This is a genomic window from Candidatus Electrothrix sp., from assembly GCF_052785085.1.
Genome location: NZ_JALAAI010000005.1, coordinates 19,498 through 42,378 on the forward strand (window position 1 = coordinate 19,498; position 22,881 = coordinate 42,378).

The following is a 22,881-nucleotide window of genomic DNA, read 5'->3' on the forward strand; positions in this document are numbered from 1 at the left end:
CTTATTCCACCGGAGACAACGTGTCTACATAGCTAAACTGAATTGTATCACCAGATTTATCTATCTTTGTTAAATACACCGAATCCATTCCCCGATGGTCATCTTTTCCAAAAGAAATTTCCACACCACCGGCATCATATGCGGTCATTGATTCCAGCGCATTTTTTAGAGACGTTGTTGTGACCTCACCCTGAACTCTTGAAAGGGCCTGATGAAAAGTTTTGGCACTAAGATAGCCTTCCAGGCTAGCAAAACCATATTCTACAGCCCCCATATCCTGCTGATACTCCTTTACCAACGGAATGCTGTTATCCCAAGGGTCAGGCACCACCTGACTGATGTAGACATTATCAGTTTTTTTCAAACGGCTTGCCAAAGCGTTGGAGCCAACAAAGGAGATATTGAGCATGGGGACGTTAAAGCCTATCTTATGCCATTGGTTAATAGCCAATGCACTGGGTCTGCTCGCACCGATCAGGATAATTGCCTCCACAGCCTGTCCTCTGATTTGCCGGACAGCCCCACCAACTGACACTGTATTTCTGCGATAATTAGGGACACTTTTCCAAAAGGCGTTCCAGTGATCCATTGAGCTTTGCTCATCAGGAAGATCTGGAATAGGAGGGGTAATAGTGATTCCTTTGATTTTTTCCTGAGCTTTCACAACAGCTTGTACTCCGGCCATTCCAAAGGCATCACGTTGGACAAAGATCCCGATTCGGGTGATTCCCAAATCCTCTTTCAGGTGCTGCATCATGTTTTCAATTTCAGCTGCATAGCTTGCCCGGACGGCAAAGGAATAAGGGTTCTTTTCCACATCGCTTAAAAAGCCAGCTCCGGTAACCGGGGCAAAAAACACCACCTTGCTTTCGGTTGACAAAGGAACGGCCACCTTTGAGGTAGGAGTGCCCACATAGCCGAACAGCGCATCAACACCTTGTTGTAAGAAAAACTCTGTATTTTCAAGACAACGCCCTGGTTCATAGCCATCATTCCTGACCAGTACTTCAATCTCATCCGGGGCAGATGTCTTCAGATAAGCCATTGCCCCCTTATGCATTTGTTGGCCAAGAAATGACGTTCCTCCTGTCAATGCACAGGACTGACCAAGCGTAACTTCAGCATCACTCTGTCCGGGCAGAGCAGCTATAAGAGAGAAGCAGCAGCCCCACAGAATATTCCATCTATTATTTTTCATTCTTTTCAACCCTTTTCAGTTGTCAATTGTCGTTATATACTCATCAATTACCGGCCTGACTGGAAATATCCTGCAAAAGCTACCTGCTGTAGCGAGAACAGATATCAGTTTACGCATCAAACGGATCTGCTTCCAAGACATCATTATCAGGATCCTTTTTGTCTGATTCAAGTTTAAAGGTGGCAACAGCCTGAAGCATGTCATCGCCCATAACCGCCATTTCCTGCATGGAAACCGAAGCACCCATAGCCTCTTCAGCAGTTTCCAGACTGATACTGCCGATTTCGCCCATTGAGGTTGCCAGAATAGCTGTTGTATCTGCCTGTTGCTGTGAAGCTGAGGCAACGCCTTGAATAAGCTCAAAAACTTCATTGGAGCGCTCTGTGATTTCGTCAAGCCGTGAAAGAGCATTTTGAGAAAGCTGAGTTCCTTGAACAACCTCTTGAATACTGGAGTCCATACTGATGCCTGCCTCTGTAATCTCGCCAAGAATGTTTTTGATTAAGGTTTCAATCTGTCTGGTTGAAACAGCTGCTCGCTCTGCCAGGCGTTGAATCTCCTCAGCAACCACTGCAAAACCACGCCCTTCTTCACCAGCCGCAGCCGCCTGAATAGAAGCGTTCAGGGCCAGGATAGAGGTACGGTCGGAAATTTCATTAATTGTTCGGGCAAAGTCACTGATTTCCTGAGAGCTTTCACCCAGTCGTTTAATAGAACGCGCTGTATTTTGCACATTACCACGAATAGCTTCCATAGCTTGACTGGTTTCCCGTACAGCCTTTGCGCCTTCTCCAGCAACCTGACTGGATTCACGGGAAAAGCTTGCAGACTGGTTGGCCTGATCAGCAGCTTCACGGATGGCTTTTGTCAGCTGATTAATTTCCTGCACAGCTTCATTAATCATGTTTGCCTGATTATTATTCTGACCAGCCAGTTCCCCTGTTGATGCACTCAGAATATTTGCTGTTGAACCAACCTGCTCAGCAGATTGCTTAATTCTAACAAAAGCTGTTCCAAGCTCTTCCAACATCAGGTTCAATGAGTCAGCCAGGGTACCGATCACGTCCTCAGTTACAGTGGCCCGAATACTCAGGTCTCCGTCTGCCAGCTCGGTAATTTCTTCAAGGAGGCGGATAATGGAATCCTGAAGTTCATCATGCTCCTGCTGCCTGGATTCAATAAGGTCATGAATGGTGGTTGTCATCTGATTAAATGAGCCCGCCATCTGTCCCAGCTCGTCCTTACTGGTTATTTTAACCTGCTGTCCATATTCACCTTTTTCAACCATTGCAATACCTTGCATAATTTCATCAACCTGTTTGGTTACCCCGCCGGCAACCCGTAAACTGATGAAAATAACCGCTATTGCAGCAAGAAAAGCAAGCAGTCCAACAATGCGAAGCAGCTGCATAACAGGGCGATCAACTTCTTTCTGAGCAACCTCACTGATAAGAGCCCATTGAAGCCCCTTGTAGCGAACCGGTGACCAGGAGGTCAATGCCTTTTCTCCCAGGCTGTTGACAATAACTTGTGTATCGCTTTTACCAGCAAGGGCCTGCTGAACAGCTTTTGTATCTGCTTTGACTTTTGGATTCAATAGGGTTGATTTTGCCTGGTATTTTTCGGGATTAAACGCTTCTGAACGCCATAATTTATCTGAGCCAACCAGGTAAGTGTCTACATGGATCATCTCAACATGGCCTTCCATTTCTGCCTGTCCAGATTCTTTTTCAAAATCCTGTCGGATTTTCATAATATCATTAATCGGATCAATAGAAATCTGAAGGGCAACGATCATTGACATGGCGTCGTCATTCATTACCGGTATAGCCATAAAGGCCTCAGCCTGTCCACCTGCGGGCTCATAGAAGGCGTAATCGCTGATGGCCATTTTCTGCGTTTCTAAAACTTCTTGAACTGCTTTATTGAACATTGAGTCTGCATAGGGACCAGTGAGGATATTGGTCAGATAATCCTTGTGTCGCTTTGCAGAAGCAAAGATATATCCATCTGGGGCCACCAGATACAGATCGGAAAACGTATATGTTTGGGCAAGCTGGGAAAGAAGATCTGTTTTACCATCTTCCAGCTTGGGAATCACAGCTTCGGCCTGATTAATTTCAACCATCAAAACCCAGGTAACGCCGTATATGCTTACTGCTGTATAGGCGGAAAGAACACTATCACCGCGATAGTTGACAACGCTGGTTTCTCCATCTTCACCTGCCAGTGCGTAAACAATACTTTCTGTATCCACAAGAAAGGATGGGTTTGCAATAGTGGGTTCATCAAAATGGCGTGAGTTAGAGCGGAACATTCCGTCCATACCAACCAGGTAGGTTTCACCGGTTTCTCCCAATCCAGGAACCTCCTTCATGATGCTGTCCAGGGCATGGTCCTGAAGGCGAAAAAGCAGAAGGCTCGGAGGTTGATCAGCACTAAAGAGCGGAGTAGAAAAATAAGCTACATTTTTCAGTTCGTGAAAGGAGGAAGGACGGTAGTCAATAAAGCGGGTTTCCAGCATACCCTTCTGCATTGCCTCCCACTCTGATGTACCTTCATGGACCGTGGCACCGCGAGGTACATTTTTATCAGTAGAGTAGACAACCTCACCATCCTGGTTCAGCATCGTAAGCGAGGCAAAATCCCGGTTCATTAACCATTCATCAAGAAATTCAACAAACTCAGAGTTGGGTTCTGTATCTGCATTTTGCAGAAGTTGGCTAAAGGCCTGCTGTTGTTGAGGGTTTTGGCCAAATATCTTTACATCTTCAAAACGTATTTTGAAATAGTCCTGTATTTGTTTTTTCTGCAAGGCCCGAATAGCAGAGAGTTTGGTATAGGCTTCTTCCTGAAAGACTTCCATATTACTGGCAATATTTTCCAGTTTTTTGGCCTGGTCATCAAAATATCGCTGTAATGCCTGATACTGGAATGCCAAAGTTGTCTCCAACTGCTCAAAAGACTGATGCTGCAATGAGGAGGAGGAATAATTATAACTTACAAAGCCGATAACAGCCATTGGCACCAGTGAGATAATCAGAAGCCAGAATAGCAGCTTGCCCCTGATAGTCTGTCGGCTGTGAAACAGCTTTTTTATATTCAACATCTTTTTATCCTTAGCCTTCTGTGCCATTTTTTCTCCTTTGAAAAAATTACCCAACACGATAATGTAAACAGGTAACTGCTTGTTTTTTTATTTTTTTTAAACGTAGGGGCCAGCAATCACTTATAGAGCGATCACTGTTTACGGCGTATTACAGCATTACAGCATTGCAATATCAACAATTTTTGTAAACCAATTTCTTCCACTCACAGTCTTGCTGGTGATCCATTCTGGTGATTTCCTGCAAGTGTGTTTTCAGGTTGTACTGCCTTGTACATCTGAATGTATTATTGTCGCAAGATCAGGGAGAAGAAATAATTTTTTCTCACCCTGGAAAAGCCCTTTCAGGAAAACCGGGGCAAAGCCAGCCTGCTTTGGAAAAACAGCTGTACACTCTGTGGGAATGTCTCCACTGATAATCTGGTTTGAGACTTTAAGGACACAGCGGAGAACCACCTTGTTGGTATTTTGTTTTTCCTTGTTGTCTTTATTCGTGTCGAGCAGGGTACTGTCAACGGTTCGTACAACTACATATCGTTCGTTTTTATCTTTTTGTGATGGTATCAGGTCGAAAAATGCAACAAGATCTATAATCGGTAAAACCTGTTCCCGCCAAGCACAGAGACCGACAAGATGATTTGCTGCAAAGGGCAGGGGGTGTACCTCGGCATCTGCCAGTACCTCGTCAATCTGACTGGCAGTAAAGAGCAAAACAGGATCCCTTCCTTTGATTTGTTCAGCATCTAAGGAAAGGGCAACGGTTTTTGCTTGTCCCTTCAAAGATTTTTTTTTCTTATCCCTCATGGTGCTCCTCTGGGTGGCTTGGCGTGATACTTTCCTGACACCGAAGAGATATCTGGTCAATAAGATATTGAATAACCGTATCACTGAGCCCTTCCTGCTGAACTAATCCAGGTGGAAGCTGGTCTGCAAGGAGTTCTCCTGCACTGACCTTACCCTGCTTAAACTGTGAGATTGTCCACGCCATGATGCGTTTAAAGGTCTCCTCATTAACGGATTTAGGCCGTTTTTTATTCTTTTTAATTGTTTTCCACCTACCAGCTGGCCTGACAACTTTTTTGTCTGCTGGCTGAGTTTCAGCAGGCTGTTTTAACACGTTTTTTGAAGAGGACTTGATTGACTGTTGAGCAGTAGTGTCAACAGCTGGAACATATTTATGTCTTTGCGGTGCTCTCACCTGTACACAGTGTTCTCTGGCAAGAACCCCGATTCCCTGGCCCAGCTGGCGAGCAACAGGGATAATTTGTCCAGGATCCAGCAAAAGGACAATAAGATTCATGCAAACAGCAACTTGCGGAAAAAGTATATGGGCAAGTTCGGGTGAAGGTGGGGGGAGTCGTGTTGTTTGTCCGGGAAGCTCTATTTCATCAATGACCTGATCAACCAGTAAAAAAAAGTTATTTTTTTCTTTCTCCACTTGAAGAAAAACAGATCCAGGTTCTGGACGCTTGCAATGCTTGCGCGCCAGTAACGCGCCGAGATGGAAGATATTTCCTTCCTGTGCCGCTGTTTCTGGAGCCAGCATTCCATTTTGGCGGGAAAGGATGTAGCTGGACTCAATCCCCAAAACAAAATTACCTCCTTTGACTAAACAAACTTTTTTCATTTTTTCTGGCCCCCATTCCGCCCCTTTGGGCTGGAGTAACAAATAATGAAAGTCAGCAAAATCACTTAAGTGTCCTGTTTGGTACTTTCACGTAACTCTGTAAGATTATATTAGTATGACTCTACTTTTTCAGATGATGTCACCTTACGGATAAAGCTGATAACTTCATCGGCTTTAAAGGGTTTATTCATAAAACCGCGTGCTCCAAGCTCACGAGCCTTATTTTGGTATTTCTCCGCACTTCGTGATGTCAGCATTGCAACCGGGATGTCCCGTAATTCAGGCTGAGCCTGCAGGGCCTGGAGAACTTCAAACCCGTTCATGCGAGGCATTTCAACGTCAAGAAGTACGATATCAGGTCGCTCATCACGTATTTTTTCAATTGCTTCGATACCATTACGGGCAGAAACAGGCAGCCATCCTTGCTGAGTAATTAAATTAGAAACTACTTTTCGGACACTGATAGAGTCGTCAACAACTAGAACGCGAAGAAGTGCCTGACTTTGAGCTGCCCGTCTCTCTATCCCTTTATCCTGTTTTGTAACTGTAGATGTCCATGTGCGGAGGATCTCTTCTACCTGAAGAATGGGGATAAGGGAACCATCACCCATAATTGTGACCCCTGAAATACAAGGAACATTGTGTAAATGGTTTCCCAGATCTTTGAAAACAATATCTCTCTGCCCAATGAGCTGTTCACAAAGAATTGCTGCCCGCTTTCGTCCTGCATGCACGACAAGAAGGGCTTGGTCTTCCTCCGTAAGGTTTTCTTGAGTATAGATTCTACCAGTCTCAAAGCCTGGTATCTCGGCAGGGTGGAGAAGCGGAATGTTTTCCCCGTCAAAATTGTATTCACGGCTCTTTTTTTCTTCAGAAGTGGCTCTGACAACGCTTTCAACGTCGTGCATTGGCAGGGCGTAAACCTGGGCTCCAAAACGAGCGAGAATAGCTGGTAGTTGGGCAACAGCAACAGGCAGGCGCATAATAAATGTTGTTCCCTGGCCTTGTTCTGAAATAAGTTCAATAGAGCCATTCAGTTGGTCAATCCCGTCACGAACAACATCCATTCCAACACCACGACCTGCAATATTGGTAATTGTGCCAGTACTTGAAAAACCATGCCTGAAGATTAAGTCAGCCAATTCATTATCACTCATGAGGTTGACCCGATCATCAGGATACAGCTTCATTCCTTTGATACGGATGGCCTCGTAATCCAGTCCTTTTCCGTTATCGCTCACCTGGAGAGTACATAAGCCTCCTTTTCTTCGCGCTGTTATTGTGATGGCAAGGGGGCTTTTGTTACCCTGTTTTGGTGAACTCCCACCATGGGCTACGGCATTACGTAGAATATGCATGAGAGGGTCTGCCATGACATCCCAGACCCTGGTATCCATCATGATGGATTCACCTTTAATGGTGAGTTGAGCAGGGTGACCAGTGGTTCGCGCTGCTTCCCGTACAGTTCGTTGCATCCTGCCGGACAGGGTTGAGAAGGGCGTCATCCGGATACCCATCATCCTGTTTTGCAGCTCTTTCAAAACCATACTCTGCTGTTCAACCGTTTTTTGCCAGATGACATTATCCAGAGTATTCTGGGTCATGATCGAATCAAGGTCACTAACAGCCTCTGTTAGAGATCGGATTAAGATATTCAATTCTGAATACTTATCCATCTCCAGGGGGTCAAAGTCCTGGTTCAGCTCAGAAGATTGACCGTCATCTGAGCTGCCAAGATGAGGGATTGAGGCCAGTTCGTACCCTGCCTCTAAGCTGGAATTGATATTTTTCAGGCGCTGAAGGATCATATCCAGCTCATTCATTGTGCCTGACATGGTATCCATTGAATCTTCAAAACTACTCAGATTAATAACCATGTCACCACTCAGACCTACCATTTGGTCAATTCTGTTGATGTCAACACGCAAGGTTGCCGATTTTGTCCGTTGCTGTTGAGCAGGAGTTGTTTGAAATTTTTGTGTTGGTTTTTGCTCTGATATCTGTTCAGAAGGCGTTGCTCTGTCTTCTTCAACAGGGGGGAGATCAATCTCATCTGTTGATGATGCGTGACTGTCCTTTGTTTCCTCATGAAAGTATTGGAGGAGTTCCTCGTCAATATTTTCACCGCTACTGTCATTGCCAGCTTGCTGATTGGTTGGTTCCTTTTTCTCTTTTATAACAAAAGGCGTTTGTTGATTTGTCAAACTCCCATGATCTGCAATGATGATGTTGAATTGAGCGTTGAGATCATTTTTTTTCTTTTCAACTGAAATAGCCGGATTTTCCGAAAGTTCGGTCAGCAGGTCAGTCCCTTCGCGAAGCAGGGCAATAACTGAAGGGGAAAGCAGGCCTGCCTCATCATGAAGCCAATCAAGAAAGTCCTCAAAATCATGACCCCACGCAGCAACTTGTTCAATCCCTATAACAGCAGCAGCACCCTTGAGGGTATGGACGGAACGGCGAAGAGAATGAAGCGTTTCCCGGGTTGTTGTACAGAGTTCTGTTGGGCCGCTCACCTGATCTGTAAGTTGATTCAGGCAATAGTCAATATTCTCCAGATGCTCTTCGGTTTCTTCTCGAAAACATTCCAATAATTCAGGGTCAATGGCAACAAAGCCCGTTTCGTTTTGATCCGCTTCTGTCGCACTGGGAACATCAAAGAGGTTGTCAGTTTTTTCAGGATGTTCAGATAATCCGGCAAGAGCAGAGGCAAATAAATCGTCTTCTTCCTCTGTCTCAGATGGGAGGGAGGAAAACTCATCAAAAAAACTGTCAGCCTCATCCGGTTCTTCTGCAATAAATGATGATGTTTTTGTTTCTGCTTCTTGTTTATCTGGACCTACAGGGTGGGAAGAAAATTGTTTGATTATATCTTCAAACTGTGTGGTTATTCGTTGCTTCTCCTTTGCAATCGCTAAACCAGGCGTTTCAGCCAGAGAGGCCAGAAGGTCAGATCCATCGCGGAGAGCAGCTAGTGTGGTGGGATCCAGTTGTTGGGCCTCATCATGGAGCCAATCAAGAAAATCTTCAAAATCATGGCCCCAGGCCGCAACCTGCTCAATCCCTATAACAGCAGCAGCACCTTTAAGGGTGTGGACAGAACGACGCAGGGAGTGAAGGGTTTCCTGACTTGACGGAGTGAGGGTAATAAGGTCGGTGGTGTACTCCTCAAGACTGTTAAGACATCTGTCAATGTTTTCCAGATGCTCTTCGGTTTCTTCTCGAAAACATTCCAATAATTCAGGGTCAATGGCAACAGAGTCCGTTTCGTTTTGATCCGCTTCTGTCGCACTGGAAGCATCAAAGAGGTTGTCAGATTTTTCAGGATGTTCAGATAATCCGGCAAGAGCAGAGGCAAATAAATCGTCTTCTTCCTCTGTCTCAGATGGGAGGGAGGAAAACTCATCAAAAAAACTGTCAGCCTCATCCGGTTCTTCTGCAATAAATGATGATGTTTTTGTTTCTGCTTCTTGTTTATCTGGACCTACAGGGTGGGAAGAAAATTGTTTGATTATATCTTCAAACTGTGTGGTTATTCGTTGCTTCTCCTTTGCAATCGCTAAACCAGGCGTTTCAGCCAGAGAGGCCAGAAGGTCAGATCCATCGCGGAGAGCAACTAGTGTGGTGGGATCCAGTTGTTGAGCTTCATCATGGAGCCAATCAAGAAAATCTTCAAAATCATGGCCCCAGGCTGCAACCTGCTCAATCCCTATAACAGCAGCAGCACCTTTGAGGGTGTGGACAGAACGACGCAGGGAGTGAAGGGTTTCCTGACTTGACGGAGTGAGGGTGATAAGGTCAGTGGTGTGCTCCTCAAGACTGTTAAGGCATCTGTCAATGTTTTCCAGATGCTCTTCTGTTTCCTCCTGAAAACATTCCAGAAGTTCAGGGCCAATCGGTACTGACTCAGGAAGTTCCTGAGAATCCTGCTCGGTTTCAATAAAGGAAATACCGTTTTCCTTTGTAGGTGTCTTTTCTTGCAATGATGCTGAAGGAATTTCGTCAAAAATTTCATCAAAAAGACTGTCTGTATCTCCAGTCTCTTCAAATGATTTGCTCTTATCTTCAGCAAAAAGATCATCTATCGCATCGCTATTGATATCTTTATCCAGCTTGGCAGACTCATCTTGATCAAATGCTTCAGCTTCTGGCTGAAAGGGATACTCCTCTTCTCTATCAAAATGAAGGAGTTCAGGATTATTTTCTGCAGAGTCTCCTTCTGATTTGTTAGAATCAGAAATGTTTTTTAAAGTTTTTTCTTCAATTTTTGCAATTGGTTGTAAAAGGAGGTGACCATCATCAGGCCTTCCCTCTCGTTGCATTGCGCAATAGCTTTCAATACGACCAGTTGCATCTCCCAGCAGAGTAATGATCTCATCGTCTAAATCCAGAGAAGAATCAAGAAGGTTTTCCATCACTTTTTCAAGAACCTCACCAATATCGCTCAGGTCGTCCAGGCCAACCATTGCGGCTGCACCTTTGATGGTATGGGTGATTCTATGCAGTTCTGTTAATGACGGTCTATGGGTGCGATCCTGCTGCAGAGTCTGAAGGCAACGACTCATATCGGGAACGTATCCTTCCACCTCCCCGATAAACCCTATTACTATTTCATTGCCCATGCTGCTATCCATCTACTCTCTCCAAGCTATTGTTCATTATATTCTTATAGATGAGAGTAATTGTTCACCGTCAAAAAGTTGGACTACTTCTTCTTTTCCACCAGAGTGATATACTGCTGAACCAATGAGGAAACCCGATAAAACACCTTGTTTTATTCGTTCTGTTGAGAGTTTTTCTTCAGCGTCCTCTTTTTTGTATAACATACGTGTGGCAGCAATCCGATCAACAATAATTGCGGTTTTTACCTGGCCGTTATAGATGACTATAAATGCGTGATGTGTCTTTTTCTGCTGTTTTTTTGTAATATTAAAAAAACAAGCTATGTCAGTAACAGAGACTATTTCGCCACGTATATTGGTTATACCTTGAACCCATTCAGGCAAAAAGGGGAGGGGACGGACATTTTCCAGTTCACCTACCTCCACAACAAGTGAAAGAGGGAGGGCCAGGTTTTTGTTCCCAAGCTCAAAGCAAATATATCTCCCCAGCTCTTGCAGGTGTTCATCAGAAGTATCTTTGAGACCGTCTCCGTATTGCAACACGGCTTGGTCAATTTCCTGATCAATACTCTGCAGAAGTTCTGAAAGGTCAGGAGAAGGGGCTGTTCCGTCACCTATATCGTCACGCATTGTCTTTCTTAGGGAATGAGAAAAAATTAAGAAAGAAGGCTGGTTACGGCTTCTATTACTTCGTCGGTATTAAAAGGTTTTGTCAGGTAGACGTCAGCCCCTTGTTTCTTTCCCCAAAATTCATCCGATTTTTGGTTTTTGCTGGTCAACAGGATCACCGGAATATTTTCTAGTTCAGGAATAGATTTAATCTTCCTGCATGCCTGGAACCCATTCATTTTGGGCATAACAACGTCAAGGATAATGAGTTCAGGCTGTTCTGCTATGGCCATTTCTACACCAGCTTCACCATCAGTGGCAGTAACAACGTTATAATCAGGGGTATTGAATACATCAGTTATTAACTTAAGCTCTGTTGGACTGTCGTCAACAATCAGTAATTTTCTCGCAGACATAATATTCCTTCTTTATTTTATGAAAGTACTAGCTTTCATGTTTTATTATTCCGGTCCAGAGGTCGGAATAGAGTTGTAAGGTGATGAAAAAACAGCACATCTGGATCGTGTGCAGTGAGTGCTTACTCAGATGCTCTTTCAGGTGCCTGTTCAATTTTTGTTCCACCCTTTACGATGGTGGAGTTGACTATATCAATAAGTTCAGCAGGTTTAAACGGCTTTGTCAGGTAGGCACTGGCCGCAGATAACCTGCCTTTGACCTTATCAATTATCCTGTTTTTACTTGTCAACATAATAACAGGTATATCTTTGGTGTCATTATTCTTTTTTAGAATAGAGAGGACACGGTATCCGTCAATTTTTGGCAGCATAATATCAAGGAGAACAAGGTCCGGTCGTTCCTCATTCAACCTGCTTAACGCCTCTACACCATCAGCAGCTTCAATAACACGAAAATCACTGCTGGTCAGAGTCATTTTGATAACCTTTCTGGTTGTGGGGCTATCTTCAACAACAAGAATTGTTTTACTGTTTGAGCGGTTGGTGATTAAGCGCTTTACCTTTTGCTCATGCCAGCTGTCCTTTGTTTCGTCATTACCAGTTTCCGGCCTCTGGCTTGATGCAATATATTCAACTATTTCACGAACTTGTCCAGAAAATTTTTGCAATGTAGTGTCAACCTGAACAATGGGCAGCAGGAGATCAAAATAGGTCAATGCCTTATCATAATCATTCAGGTTAAGATAGGCCGCACCAGCATAGTAGAGCAGTCTGGGGTTGACTTCATCAGCTAGAACTTGTTCAAAACGAGCAACAGCCTCCAGAACCATTTTTCGCTCTACTTTATAGGGATCAATTTTCGACAAGGTTGAGGAATCGGAGAGTGCGTTTGCCCGGCAATAGGGACAAAAGACAGCATGCTGCTCCATAGGCGCAAAACAGAAAGGGCAACGGATTATTTTTTCGCTGCCTTTAAAGAGGCGAGCCTTTTCTACATCTTCAAGGATATGAGGTTCTTTTGGGGAACATTTATACGCTTCACCCAGTGCTTTTTTAATTTTTGGTAAGTCTGTTAAGGAGCGAGAGAGCCAGAGCCAGCCCTGAGCACTTTTGCGATTATCGCGAACAAAGGCCATCAGTTTTTTCTGGGCCTTGTTCAGCTCCAATCTTTTACATAGTTCAATACCTTCATCCAGAAGTTGTTGCTGGGGTGGCCCTTCCGGCTCAACGTCATCGCATTGATTGTCTTTCTGAATCATTGCGTTGATCAGCAGGTTTTGATTGCTTTTATGAACCCTCCTGACCACGTCATCTTTTAATGTACAACTGCTGACCTGAACGCCTTCCATGCTGAGCAATTTGAGCACAGCTTCTTCGCCAATCAGCTTGCCGCAAAGGGCATCGTAAATTTTTCCCTGAACAAGAAAAAGGCTCCCTTTGTATTCAGGACATTTATTCTCTATGCAATGATCAATATCTTGATGTTCCCCGCAATTATGAACATCAAGGCGGCAGGTAGTCTCTTCTGTTTCCATTAGTTGAACAATTCCAACAACAGAAAATTTTCCAAGGTCACCTTTTTTTTGCTGTGTTTTCAGTCCTCGTATAATTGCATCGGCAAGTTCTTCAGAAGCCAATGGCTTTTTAAAGATCTGGAAAGCCTTTCCCATAAGCCGGGTCTTCAGTTCTGGCAAATCATAGGAAGTTATAACAATCCTCGGTATTTCAGGATGTTTTTCCTGGATATAGGATAATAGCTGAAAACCGTCTCCTCCAGGCATAACAAGGTCGGTAATAACAAGAGAAATACCTCCTCGCTCTATTTGTCTGGCAGCTTCTTTGATGTCATAGGCATGTACTATCTGGAATATTTTTTTATAATCGCCCAGGGTTGATTCCACAATCTCATGGATCATTTCATCGTCATCTACCAACAATACTTTTTTCATTGCACAGCTCTTATACGTTTGCCTTTAATCAAGAAAACACCCGTTTCATTCCTTCAGTTGGCTGAATTTGGAAGGTTTTACGAGAGTAATCTGTAGTTACGGAGAGGCTTTCTTCAAGTAGAGGTATTGTAATTGTTAATAAAATGAAAAGGTATCTGTGTTGCATTGAAGTTGAAAAGCAGTGTGTGCTCATCATTATAGTACATAGAGCTACATATGTATTATTCTATATATATTTGGCAAGTAAAATTATGCCGTACCTGTTAACGTGCAGTGATTTTGTGAAGAATGTCGAATGTAAGGGGAAAGTTTAAAAAAAGTCCACCCTCTATGGCACGCATCACATGCTCCACGCCAACATTGTCCTTCTAATATTTTCATAAGAAAAAGTTTTTGAGTATAAAACAAATAAAATGGTTTTGTCAAACGAATAAAATGATTTTGTCAAATGAATTCAGTATTCTTCAATAATTAATCCTGTGCTTTGGGTTGCTAAGCTGTATTTGCTCAGCACAAGCATAAAAATCAAGCTGTTACTTCTTAAGAGGTAATTGTAAAAAAAATAAAATAAAGTATAAAATACTATACTTTTTAAAGAGATGGAGAAGGAGCCTCAAGCTCTCCTCTTCGTTTAATGAAGGACATCCACCTGGAGAGCATAGTTCGGTTCCGCTCTGACCAGCTGTGGGCGATACATGGTGTTCTCCTTTGTGCTCATCTTAGCCTGCGGGCCTTGCCTTCTTGTTCAACATCCCCATATTGCAATCTGACGACTGCCGTGCTGACGACTCTGCTGCCATATCTTGGCCTCCCATGCGATCTCTGGACCACGATCAAACAGGACAAGATGGGCCTCATCAGCATTAAAGGTATCACTGTACTCAGCAACCTGGTTCATGCCCTGCTCAATAAGCGTATCCAGGTTACCCCGCAATATCTTCAGCTCAATGACGATGCGTTGCACCGGGCCGAAGTACCCCTGTTCCTTGTCCAGAGGCCACTCAATAACCAGGTCAGTGCGTTTCCGGCCCAGACCGTATTCCCTGCTGATCCTGCCGCCGCTGTTAATGATCCGCTGGAGAAAGGCCTGTAGCAGGAGCTGTGGCCCTGCCTCCTTATACTCAAAGCGTTCGATCCAGGATTCTGCATGCTCACGGAAGAATTGCTGAAACGCGGCCAGCAGCTTATGCATATCCAGCCGGTTCTCTGTATCCACATACCACTCCTGCTGCTCAACAATGGTATCCTGGGTGGAAGCGGTCAGTTCTCTGGGGATGATCTCCTGATAGATACGGTTGGCGATCCGTACCTGGGGCTTGCGCTGAATCAGGCCAAGGTCCTCCAGGTATTGCAGGTCATCTGTGGGTACCTGAAAGGCTGTTGCATCACTGGCAAGGAGTGGAGCAATGGTGCGGCGCACCCTGTCTTCCTGTAACTTATCCGCCAGCTGATCAAGATGGGTGGCGCGGGACTGAATCAGGCGTTCCCGTGCTGCCTGATACTGCTCCAGGCCAATGTCCCTGGTACGGTCACGGGCTGCCTTATCCTTCCAGGCCATCTCATAGGCAAGGGCATTGACCAACCAGGGTTGGCCCTGAGTGTCGAGCCAGACTTGGGGAAAGATCTCCTGGGCAAAGGCTTGCCCTGTCTCCTGGGTATGCTGTTGATACAGGGTATTGATCTCTTCCCTGGTAAAGTTGCCCATGCGCAGGGATTCTGCCTTGACATTAAAGGCTGACCCGCCAGTGATCACCTCGCCGTCTCCCTGTTGGATGCGGTAGTCCTTCACATCCCGGACACCGCAGAGGATGAGCGACTGGGGAAAGGCAGCCGGACGTTGGTTGTAGCCTTTGCGGAGCTGCCGCAGCACAGAGATCAGGGTATCGCCGACCAGGGCGTCTACTTCGTCCAGGAACAGGATTACAGGCTTTGCGCTCTCCTGAGACCATCGGGTCAGCAGGGCATCCAGAAGGCCGTGTCCATTACGTTTCTCCTTTTCTTCACACAGCCATTGATACAGGCGTTCGTCCCCAAGGTATATATTAGCTGATGCAGCAATGGCCCGTGCCACCTCAAAGATACCCTGCTCAACATCGCCCCGTGCGGTCTGGGCTGTTTCGATGTTAGCATACAGGCAGGTATATTCCTTGCCGTTGTTCAGGTACTCCATCAGGGCGAGCAGGAGTGAGGTCTTGCCGGTCTGTCGGGGGGCATGGAGGACAAAGTACTTCTTCTGCGCTATGAGCAGGAGCAGTTCCTCCAGGTCCAGGCGTGAGAGCGGGGGCAGGGTGTAGTGATCCTGCGGGTTGACCGGCCCTGCTGTATTGAAGAATCGTATCATGGTATTTGGTATACGCGCTGGTGTTTCCTGGGCGTTGGGCTATATATATGTGTACAGGGCAAGGTATCGTACTGCATTGCTTATGTCAAGCCTTGGGCAGAACGAGGTGATCTTTGTGTTTCCGCTCTTCTTGATTCAACGCAATTTATTGAAACGGAAAGCCGCATCAGAAACTGTGCATTTGCGTAACACGATGTCGCGTATTCATAACACGCATGCAATCGTTCGGATCGAAACCATGCATTTGATCGGATCGAAACCATGCATTTGATCGAATCGAAACCATGCATTTGATCAGATCGAAACCTATGTATGGCATAGGGCGACAGGGTGCCTTTCCCTCAACCCGCTGTAGGGGCCCGGCACACCGTGCCCCTACGCCACCCCGATGCCCAGGGTGTTACCCTGGGCTTATTTGTTGAACCCCTTTGGGGTTCTTTGCTTATGGAGATATTGGAATCTGCTTGGCCCTGGACAGCACCTACAAACCGGAGAACCCTGAAAGGGTTCCGCTATACCAGGCCGGGGTAACACCCCGGAATCTCTGCTGCCTGCCTGTACGGGCACCCCGATGCCCAGGGTGTTACCCTGGGCTTATTTGTTGAACCCCTTTGGGGTTCTTTGCTTATGGGGATATTGGAATCTGCTTGGCCCTGGACAGCACCTACAAACTGGAGAACCCTGAAAGGGTTCCGCTATACCAGGCCGGGGTAACACCCCGGAATCTCTGCTGCCTGCCTGTACGGGCACGGCATGCCGTGCCCCTACCCCTTCTCCTTAATCCCCTCCAGAATGGCGTGGATAACAGCACCATCCTCGTAATCCAGTGACTCGCAGAGGGTATCCTCATCGCGCTCGCCGTCAAGGATGCGCTGAATGGCCTCAACAAGATCCTCCCAGCCCAGTTCAATCAACTCTTCCAGACCTGCCTCCAGCTCATCTTGCAACTCTGGAGTGATACATGCCTCCACGACTGCATAAATTATCGCCTCATTCTCCTGAAGCTGCTGCTGCCAGCCAGGAGAGGCCAGATACGCCTGCCTGCTCCTGGCCCGGTACTCGGCAGCTTGGCTGCTGTCGCCCTGCTGGTCGGCAATGCGGGCAAGCAGGGTGTAGGTCATCCATATCTGCATTGCTGCCGGGTCAAGGCTTTCGCTAATGGCCAGGGCTTCCTCAGCATAGGCACGGGCCTCATCCAGACGGGCCGGGTTATTGGCTAAAAGGCTGGCAAGATTGTTCAGGGTACGGGCGATGCCGGGCTGCTCATCCGCTGCCCGGAGGGCCTTTAATGCCTTGCGGAACCACTGCTCTGCCTCTTCATGGCGACCTGTATAACCACAGATTTGAGCGAGCTGTTGCCAGCTTGCGGCAGCACTGACGTTGCCCCCCAGCAAGCCCTGCTCCTCCATCAGCCGGGCTGCCTGCTGATAGGCCTGCTCTGCTGCCTCCCACTGCTCTGCCTGTTGATAGACAATACCAAGGTTGTGCGTATTCATAGCCTCTTGCATTGGTTCGTCTATGCTCCGAAAAAGGGTAATTGCTTCCTTGCAGCACTCCTCCGCCTCTACCAGTTCGGCCTGTCTTCGAGCCAGGGTGCCGAGCTGGCTTTTGCTTACCGCAACCTCCCGCTTATCACCCAGCTTTTCAGAAATCTCCAGGCCTGCCTGATAGGCTTCTTTTGCCCCGCTGTAGTCGCCTTGATCACGCAGTACATCAGCCAGATCCATCCAGGCTGAGCTGGTCTGCCGCCGCACCCCGTCGCTCCGCTCCAACCGGGCTAATTCGGTCAGCTTCTGCCGGTAGAGCTGTTCTTTCTCAAAAAGAAGCTGTGCTCTTGCTGATTGTGTTGTTTCCATTTTCATCATCCTCCATACTGTTGAATCGGTAAATTAATGCCCCTGTTTTCTCTTCTCTGGTGGCACATACCACCCTGCCCGGTGTTGAAACACCGGGCTATTCCCGGTGCTGTCCCTTTGGGACGCTGTTGCGAATCTGCTGCCTGCACGGGCACGGTATGCCGTGATCCACCCGTGCCTGTTCCTGCTTTGCCAGGGCCGAGAGCACGGCATCGGCATCGCGGCGGGGATCAATAAAGCCAGCTCCCTCCGGTCTGCTGACAATAAAGAGGAGATGCAGATTAAGCTTGGGCGCACGGGGCTGCGGGGTACGGGCATCGCCTGCGCCGGGCAGTCCCCGCCGGATGGAGATGGGCGGGTTCTCGTTGACAAGAAAGGAGCCACCCGGCGTGTGGAGCAGCTCCCAGGGCAGAGTGAGCACGGCAGGTTCATCAGCAGCAATACTGAGGACGCGGCCCGGCTCGTTGCTCTCCAGGAAGCGGTCAAACAACTTGGCCGCCTTGCGCTCGTTATCCAGGGCCGCCTCGAACAGGGCGGTTCCCCAGACAGGCAGCCGCTCCTGCACGGCAACGGCCCGTGCATCATCCGGTTCAGCCGCATAGCTGGTTCCGTAGTCCTCCAGATACCAGCGCAGTTCTTTGAGATCGGCTTCCTTGAGGGGACTGGTGAACCCGGCAGGCGGGCTGTACTCCGCTGCCGCACCCAGCAGGGCAACGCTGACATGGGCAGCATCGGTGAAGGTCAGTTGCAGTTCTATGGACATGGTATCAGGCTCCTTAAGGACTGTAGAGTGGTATCTGTCAGGTTATCATGAAAACAGCATAACCGTAGAACAATAACAGAAGAACAGGCATTGCCCCAGAAGAAAATACCAGAAAGATTCCTTGAAGTTTATCTATAGCATGGTGATTACCGGGGAGCGATACAAAGGAAGAAGAGAAGAAAATATACTGAGCAAGAGATATTTTCCAGATTGCTATACGATTATTTTTATGTTAGTACGAACTCTTTTTGTTAAAAGTTGCTTGAAGATAAAGAAGAGATATTTTGTTAAATCAGTTACTAGGTACCACAACGAGGGAGTTGACAGGGTGCCACAAGATGGTGTATGAACTATGATCTAATTTCATGAACGCTATGGTCGATTTACTTGAGTATCGGCTTTTGGTTTTTCTTTAACTGAGGAGAATATAATGGCTTTTTCGAGGAGGAATTTTCTCAAATTTGCCGCCATGTCCGCTGGAGGCGCAGTGCTTGCCGACACCCCTTTTATTTCCGCTGAAGCCAGAGCAAAGGCTGAGGGAGGGAATGTAAAGTACGTGCCAACCAGCTGTGAGATGTGCTTCTGGAAATGCGGGGCTATTGCCAAAGTAGTTGATGGCAAGGTGGTTAAACTGGAGGGGAATCCGTATCATCCCCAGAGCCGGGGTAAACTCTGTGCCCGTGGTCAGGGGGGGATAGGTCAACTGTATGATGAGGACCGGCTGAAGCACCCCATGATTCTTGAAGGTAAACGGGGCGAAGGCAAGTACAGGAAAGCAAGCTGGGACGAAGCGCTTGACTATGTGGCAAAGAAGATGAAAGCCATTGCTGCAAAGCATGGCCCGGAAGCCATTGCCATGATGTCCCATGGCTCTTCTGGTGATTATATCACTAATGTCTTGAAGGCAATGGGATCTCGCAATATTGCCTTCCCGTCGTTTGCCCAGTGTAAGGGAATTCGTGATGAGGCATGGCTGCTGACCTATGGCCATAAGCCCGGTTCCAGCTGTGAGCAGGTTGATCTTGAAAACAGCCGTGTTATTGTTCTTATCGGTACCCATTTGGGCGAGAATATGCATAACTCGCAGAATCAGGAGTTTGCCGAGGCTGTTGGTCGTGGGGCCAAGATCATTTGTGTGGATCCCCGTTACTCCACTGCAGCTTCCAAGTCTTCGTTTTGGCTGCCTATCAAGCCGGGAACCGATACAGCCTTGCTGCTGGCCTGGATCAATATCGTGATCAGTGAAGAACTGTATGATAAGGAGTATGTTGAAAAATATACTGTGGGTCTTGAGGAAGTCAAAGAAGCGGTCAAAAAGTATACCCCGGAATGGGCTGCTCAGGAAACAGAGCTTCCCATGCGCCAGATTATTGAGTCGGTTCACGAGCTTTGTCGTTATGCACCTAATGTTGTTGTGCATCCGGGACGCCATTATTCCTGGTACGGCAATGACACCCAGCGTGCCCGTGCTGTGGCGATTCTGAATGCCCTGCTTGGAACCTGGGGACGGAAAGGCGGAATGTGGTTGCCTCCCAAGGCAAAATTTGCCAAATTTAATGACGGTGCGCCAGCCTATCCTCCTGCCAGTAAACCTCCGCTGATAAGAGGTGATTTTCCCTTTGCTGGCGGTGCTGGTGTAACCCAGGTTCTCCGTGATGCCACTATCACAGGGAACCCCTATCCGATTAAGGCATGGTTTGTTGCTGGGACCAACCTGATGAAAGCCCTGCCGAATCAGGAAAAGACTCAAGATGCCATTGATAATCTGGATCTGCTGGTCGCTGTTGATATTATGCCAACAGAAACCGTGATGCTGGCTGATGTGATCCTGCCTGAATGTACCTATCTGGAGCGTCATGACGGCTTGTATAAGATCAAAACCCGTGAGGCTGGAGTTGCAATCCGTCAGCCTGCTGTTGAGCCTATGTATGAAACCAAACCTGCCTGGTGGATCGGCAGTGAGCTTTGCAAGAAGTTGGGGCTTGATCAGTATGCAGTCAAAGGTAACGGTATGGATGCCTGGGAAGGTCGGATGCGTCGACAGGCCAAGGCCTGGGGTATTGATTTTGATAAGCTCTCCAAGGACACTGGCTATGTGACCATCCCCGGCAGTGAACGACCCTATATTACAGCGGATAACCAGCCGTTTTTTGATACCTTTTCCGAGAAAATTAATCTGTACAGCGAGGCCTTGGAAGAAGAAGGCTTTGATCCCGTTCCCCAGTATGAGGAGGTTGAACAGCCCCCAAAGGACATGTTTCGTCTGATATACGGTCGTAGTCCGGTCCATACCTTCAGTCGAACCATCAACACCCAGTGGCTTTGGGAACTTCAGAAGGAAAATGAGGTCTGGCTGAATAAAAAAGAGGCCAAGCGCCTTGGGGTAAAAAATGGTCAGTATGTTCGCTTGGAAAATCAGGACGGTATGCGATGCAATAAGATTAAAGCAAAGGTCACTGAGCGTATCCGTCATGACTGTGTGTACATGGTTCATGGTTTTGGTCATAACGCTCCACAGATGACACGGGCAGATGGGAGCGGTGCTGATGATCAAAAGCTGATAACCAAATATATCGAAGATCCGATTACCGGCGGTACCGGAATGCGGGTTAACTTTGTTAAGATAATTAAGGAGGCCTGATATGCCCAGATACGCCATGGTCATTGACCAGTCAAGATGCATCGGCTGCATGGCATGTGTGGTGGCATGCAAGCGCGAAAACGATGTGCCGCCGGAACATTACCGCACCCGGGTGCTTGAAATGGTACAGGGCACCTTTCCTGACCTGACCACAGAGATGCGCTCTGAGCTTTGTAATCATTGTGATAAAGCCCCTTGTGTGAACATCTGTCCCACCGGAGCTTCCCATCACGAAGAAGACGGTACAGTTCAGATTGACCGTAAGAAATGTGTTGGTTGTAAGGCCTGTATTACTTCCTGCCCGTATAACGCCCGTCATATTAATAAGGAACTCGGGGTTGCTGATAAATGCACTTTCTGTCAGCACCGTTTGATTGAAGGGAAAAAACCAGCCTGTGTTGCCACCTGTGTGGGTGGTTCCCGGATTTTTGGTGATCTTGACGATCCCAACAGTGAAATATCTGTGCTTCTTCGTAAGACCAGTCATCGGGTTCTCAAAAAGTCGATCGGAACTGGCCCGAATGTCTATTATATTAACCAGTATCCTACAAGATCGTAAGGAGGAGATACCATGGAACTGAGTATTACCGGCACCAATGCCATTACCTATCCGGTCGTGCATGTCTGGGACTGGCGGGTAGCCATTTATCTCTTTCTCGGCGGTCTTGCTGGCGGGTTAATGACGATGAGTGCGATTAACTATCTGCGTCCAGGAAAAAAATGTGGTCCTATGCAGAGCGTCTGCTGCTGGCAGATTCCGGTGTTGGCACCGATTCTCTTATCTATAGGCCTGTTTTTTCTCTGGCTGGATCTTGAGCGGAAATTGCACGGGCATTTGTTTTATATGACCTTTAAACCGCTTTCTCCCATGAGCTGGGGTGCATGGATTGTCCTGATCATCTATCCCTTGATGATCCTTTACGCCTTAGCAGCCCTGCCAGATGAGGTGAAGGTGCGAATCAAGAATGCCTTTATCAAAAATACAGCAGATGCTTTGGCACCGCATCTGGCAAAGCTGGCAAAATTTAACCTGGTGTTCGGTGTGTTGTTGGCTATCTACACCGGTATTCTACTGAGTACCTTTGTGGCCCGACCGCTTTGGAACTCGGCTATCCTGCCCCTTCTTTTCCTGGCCAGTGGTATGAGTACAGGGGCTGCGGTGATGATTATTGTGGCTAAGAATAAAGAGGTTAAACTTTTCTTTACAAAGCTGGACATCTGGCTGATCCTGGGAGAGCTTCTAATTATTGCTCTGCTCTTCTACGGTCATTATACCGGTGATGCAGCTCATCAGGCAGCAATCATGCCGTTCTTTAACTCTTCTCATGATACCTTTCCGTATTTCCTGAGTATTGTGACGATCGGGATTGTTTTACCTCTGGCAATTGTGATGAAGTTTCTTGAGGTCACGGGTAAACATACTGATGAGGTTACCGGCTTTGGGCTTTTCCTGATGAATAGCAGTGCTGTTCTTGTTCTTATTGGTGGTGCTGTTATTCGTTTTGCCTTGGTCTATGCAGGTCAGCTTTCAGGCTATGGGTATGTGATGATGTAACCTTGTTCTGATCCATTGGCTCGGTATAAGACATAACCTCCTCCTGTCCTGTCCTTTTGAGGATGGGATAAAAAAACCGCCGTGTTGCAAATGCAGCATGGTGGTTTTTTTTTGTTGGTAGGCCTTTGGCGAGCACATCTTTCTCTTGTTCATTTCCTGTACAGACATAGTAAATTAACGCTTCTCAAGCGTAACCGT

14 protein-coding genes are annotated in these 22,881 nt (G+C 46.9%); 3 read left to right on the forward strand and 11 right to left on the reverse strand.

Translation table 11 applies throughout. The annotated features are described in order from the left end of the window. Nucleotide 1: 1 nt before the first annotated feature. From L2082_RS01595 to L2082_RS01645, 11 genes are all read right to left on the reverse strand, one after another. The gene (locus L2082_RS01595; protein WP_446008330.1) at nt 2–1,198 is read right to left on the reverse strand and encodes an ABC transporter substrate-binding protein; all 1,197 of its coding nucleotides are present in this window, start codon (nt 1,196–1,198) and stop codon (nt 2–4) included. Between the two features lie 109 nt (nt 1,199–1,307). Next, nucleotides 1,308–4,334 carry a methyl-accepting chemotaxis protein gene (locus L2082_RS01600; protein WP_446011378.1) on the reverse strand — a complete coding sequence of 1,009 codons (3,027 nt, stop codon included), beginning with the start codon at nt 4,332–4,334 and terminating at the stop codon, nt 1,308–1,310. Between the two features lie 225 nt (nt 4,335–4,559). Next, complete coding sequence (locus tag L2082_RS01605; protein ID WP_446011379.1) at nt 4,560–5,108, reverse strand: chemotaxis protein CheW; 549 nt, start codon at nt 5,106–5,108, stop codon at nt 4,560–4,562. Then, complete coding sequence (locus tag L2082_RS01610; protein WP_446009188.1) at nt 5,098–5,931, reverse strand: hypothetical protein; 834 nt, start codon at nt 5,929–5,931, stop codon at nt 5,098–5,100. The genes L2082_RS01605 and L2082_RS01610 overlap by 11 nt, the downstream gene beginning before the upstream one ends. Nucleotides 5,932–6,041: 110 nt before the next feature. Continuing rightward, on the reverse strand, nt 6,042–10,565 hold the full coding sequence (locus L2082_RS01615) for an Hpt domain-containing protein (RefSeq protein WP_446009189.1): 4,524 nt from the start codon (nt 10,563–10,565) through the stop codon (nt 6,042–6,044). Between the two features lie 24 nt (nt 10,566–10,589). Then, nucleotides 10,590–11,096, reverse strand: coding sequence for a chemotaxis protein CheW (locus L2082_RS01620; RefSeq protein ID WP_446009190.1), 507 nt, complete (start codon nt 11,094–11,096; stop codon nt 10,590–10,592). Nucleotides 11,097–11,209: 113 nt separating this feature from the next. After that, nucleotides 11,210–11,578 (reverse strand): response regulator, encoded by a 369-nt coding sequence (locus tag L2082_RS01625; RefSeq protein WP_446009191.1) that lies wholly within the window; start codon nt 11,576–11,578, stop codon nt 11,210–11,212. Between the two features lie 122 nt (nt 11,579–11,700). Next, on the reverse strand, nt 11,701–13,527 hold the full coding sequence (locus L2082_RS01630) for a response regulator (protein ID WP_446009192.1): 1,827 nt from the start codon (nt 13,525–13,527) through the stop codon (nt 11,701–11,703). Nucleotides 13,528–14,272: 745 nt separating this feature from the next. Next, nucleotides 14,273–15,868 (reverse strand): AAA-like domain-containing protein, encoded by a 1,596-nt coding sequence (locus L2082_RS01635; RefSeq protein ID WP_446009193.1) that lies wholly within the window; start codon nt 15,866–15,868, stop codon nt 14,273–14,275. 764 nt (nt 15,869–16,632) lie between these two features. Then, nucleotides 16,633–17,724, reverse strand: a complete 1,092-nt coding sequence (locus tag L2082_RS01640; RefSeq protein ID WP_446011380.1) for a tetratricopeptide repeat protein — start codon at nt 17,722–17,724, stop codon at nt 16,633–16,635. Nucleotides 17,725–17,821: 97 nt separating this feature from the next. Further along, on the reverse strand, nt 17,822–18,487 hold the full coding sequence (locus L2082_RS01645; RefSeq protein WP_446011381.1) for a hypothetical protein: 666 nt from the start codon (nt 18,485–18,487) through the stop codon (nt 17,822–17,824). Between the two features lie 430 nt (nt 18,488–18,917). Here L2082_RS01645 and L2082_RS01650 point away from each other — a divergent pair, with 430 nt between their 5' ends. Genes L2082_RS01650 through nrfD form a run of 3 tightly spaced genes read left to right on the forward strand, consistent with a single transcriptional unit; the run spans nt 18,918 to nt 22,683 of the window. After that, entirely contained in the window at nt 18,918–21,128 is a 2,211-nt protein-coding gene (locus tag L2082_RS01650; protein ID WP_446011382.1) for a molybdopterin-dependent oxidoreductase, read from the forward strand. A gap of 1 nt (nt 21,129) precedes the next feature. Continuing rightward, complete coding sequence (locus tag L2082_RS01655; RefSeq protein ID WP_446008891.1) at nt 21,130–21,687, forward strand: 4Fe-4S dicluster domain-containing protein; 558 nt, start codon at nt 21,130–21,132, stop codon at nt 21,685–21,687. 12 nt (nt 21,688–21,699) lie between these two features. Further along, entirely contained in the window at nt 21,700–22,683 is a 984-nt protein-coding gene (gene nrfD, locus L2082_RS01660; protein ID WP_446011383.1) for an NrfD/PsrC family molybdoenzyme membrane anchor subunit, read from the forward strand. Nucleotides 22,684–22,881: the final 198 nt, after the last annotated feature.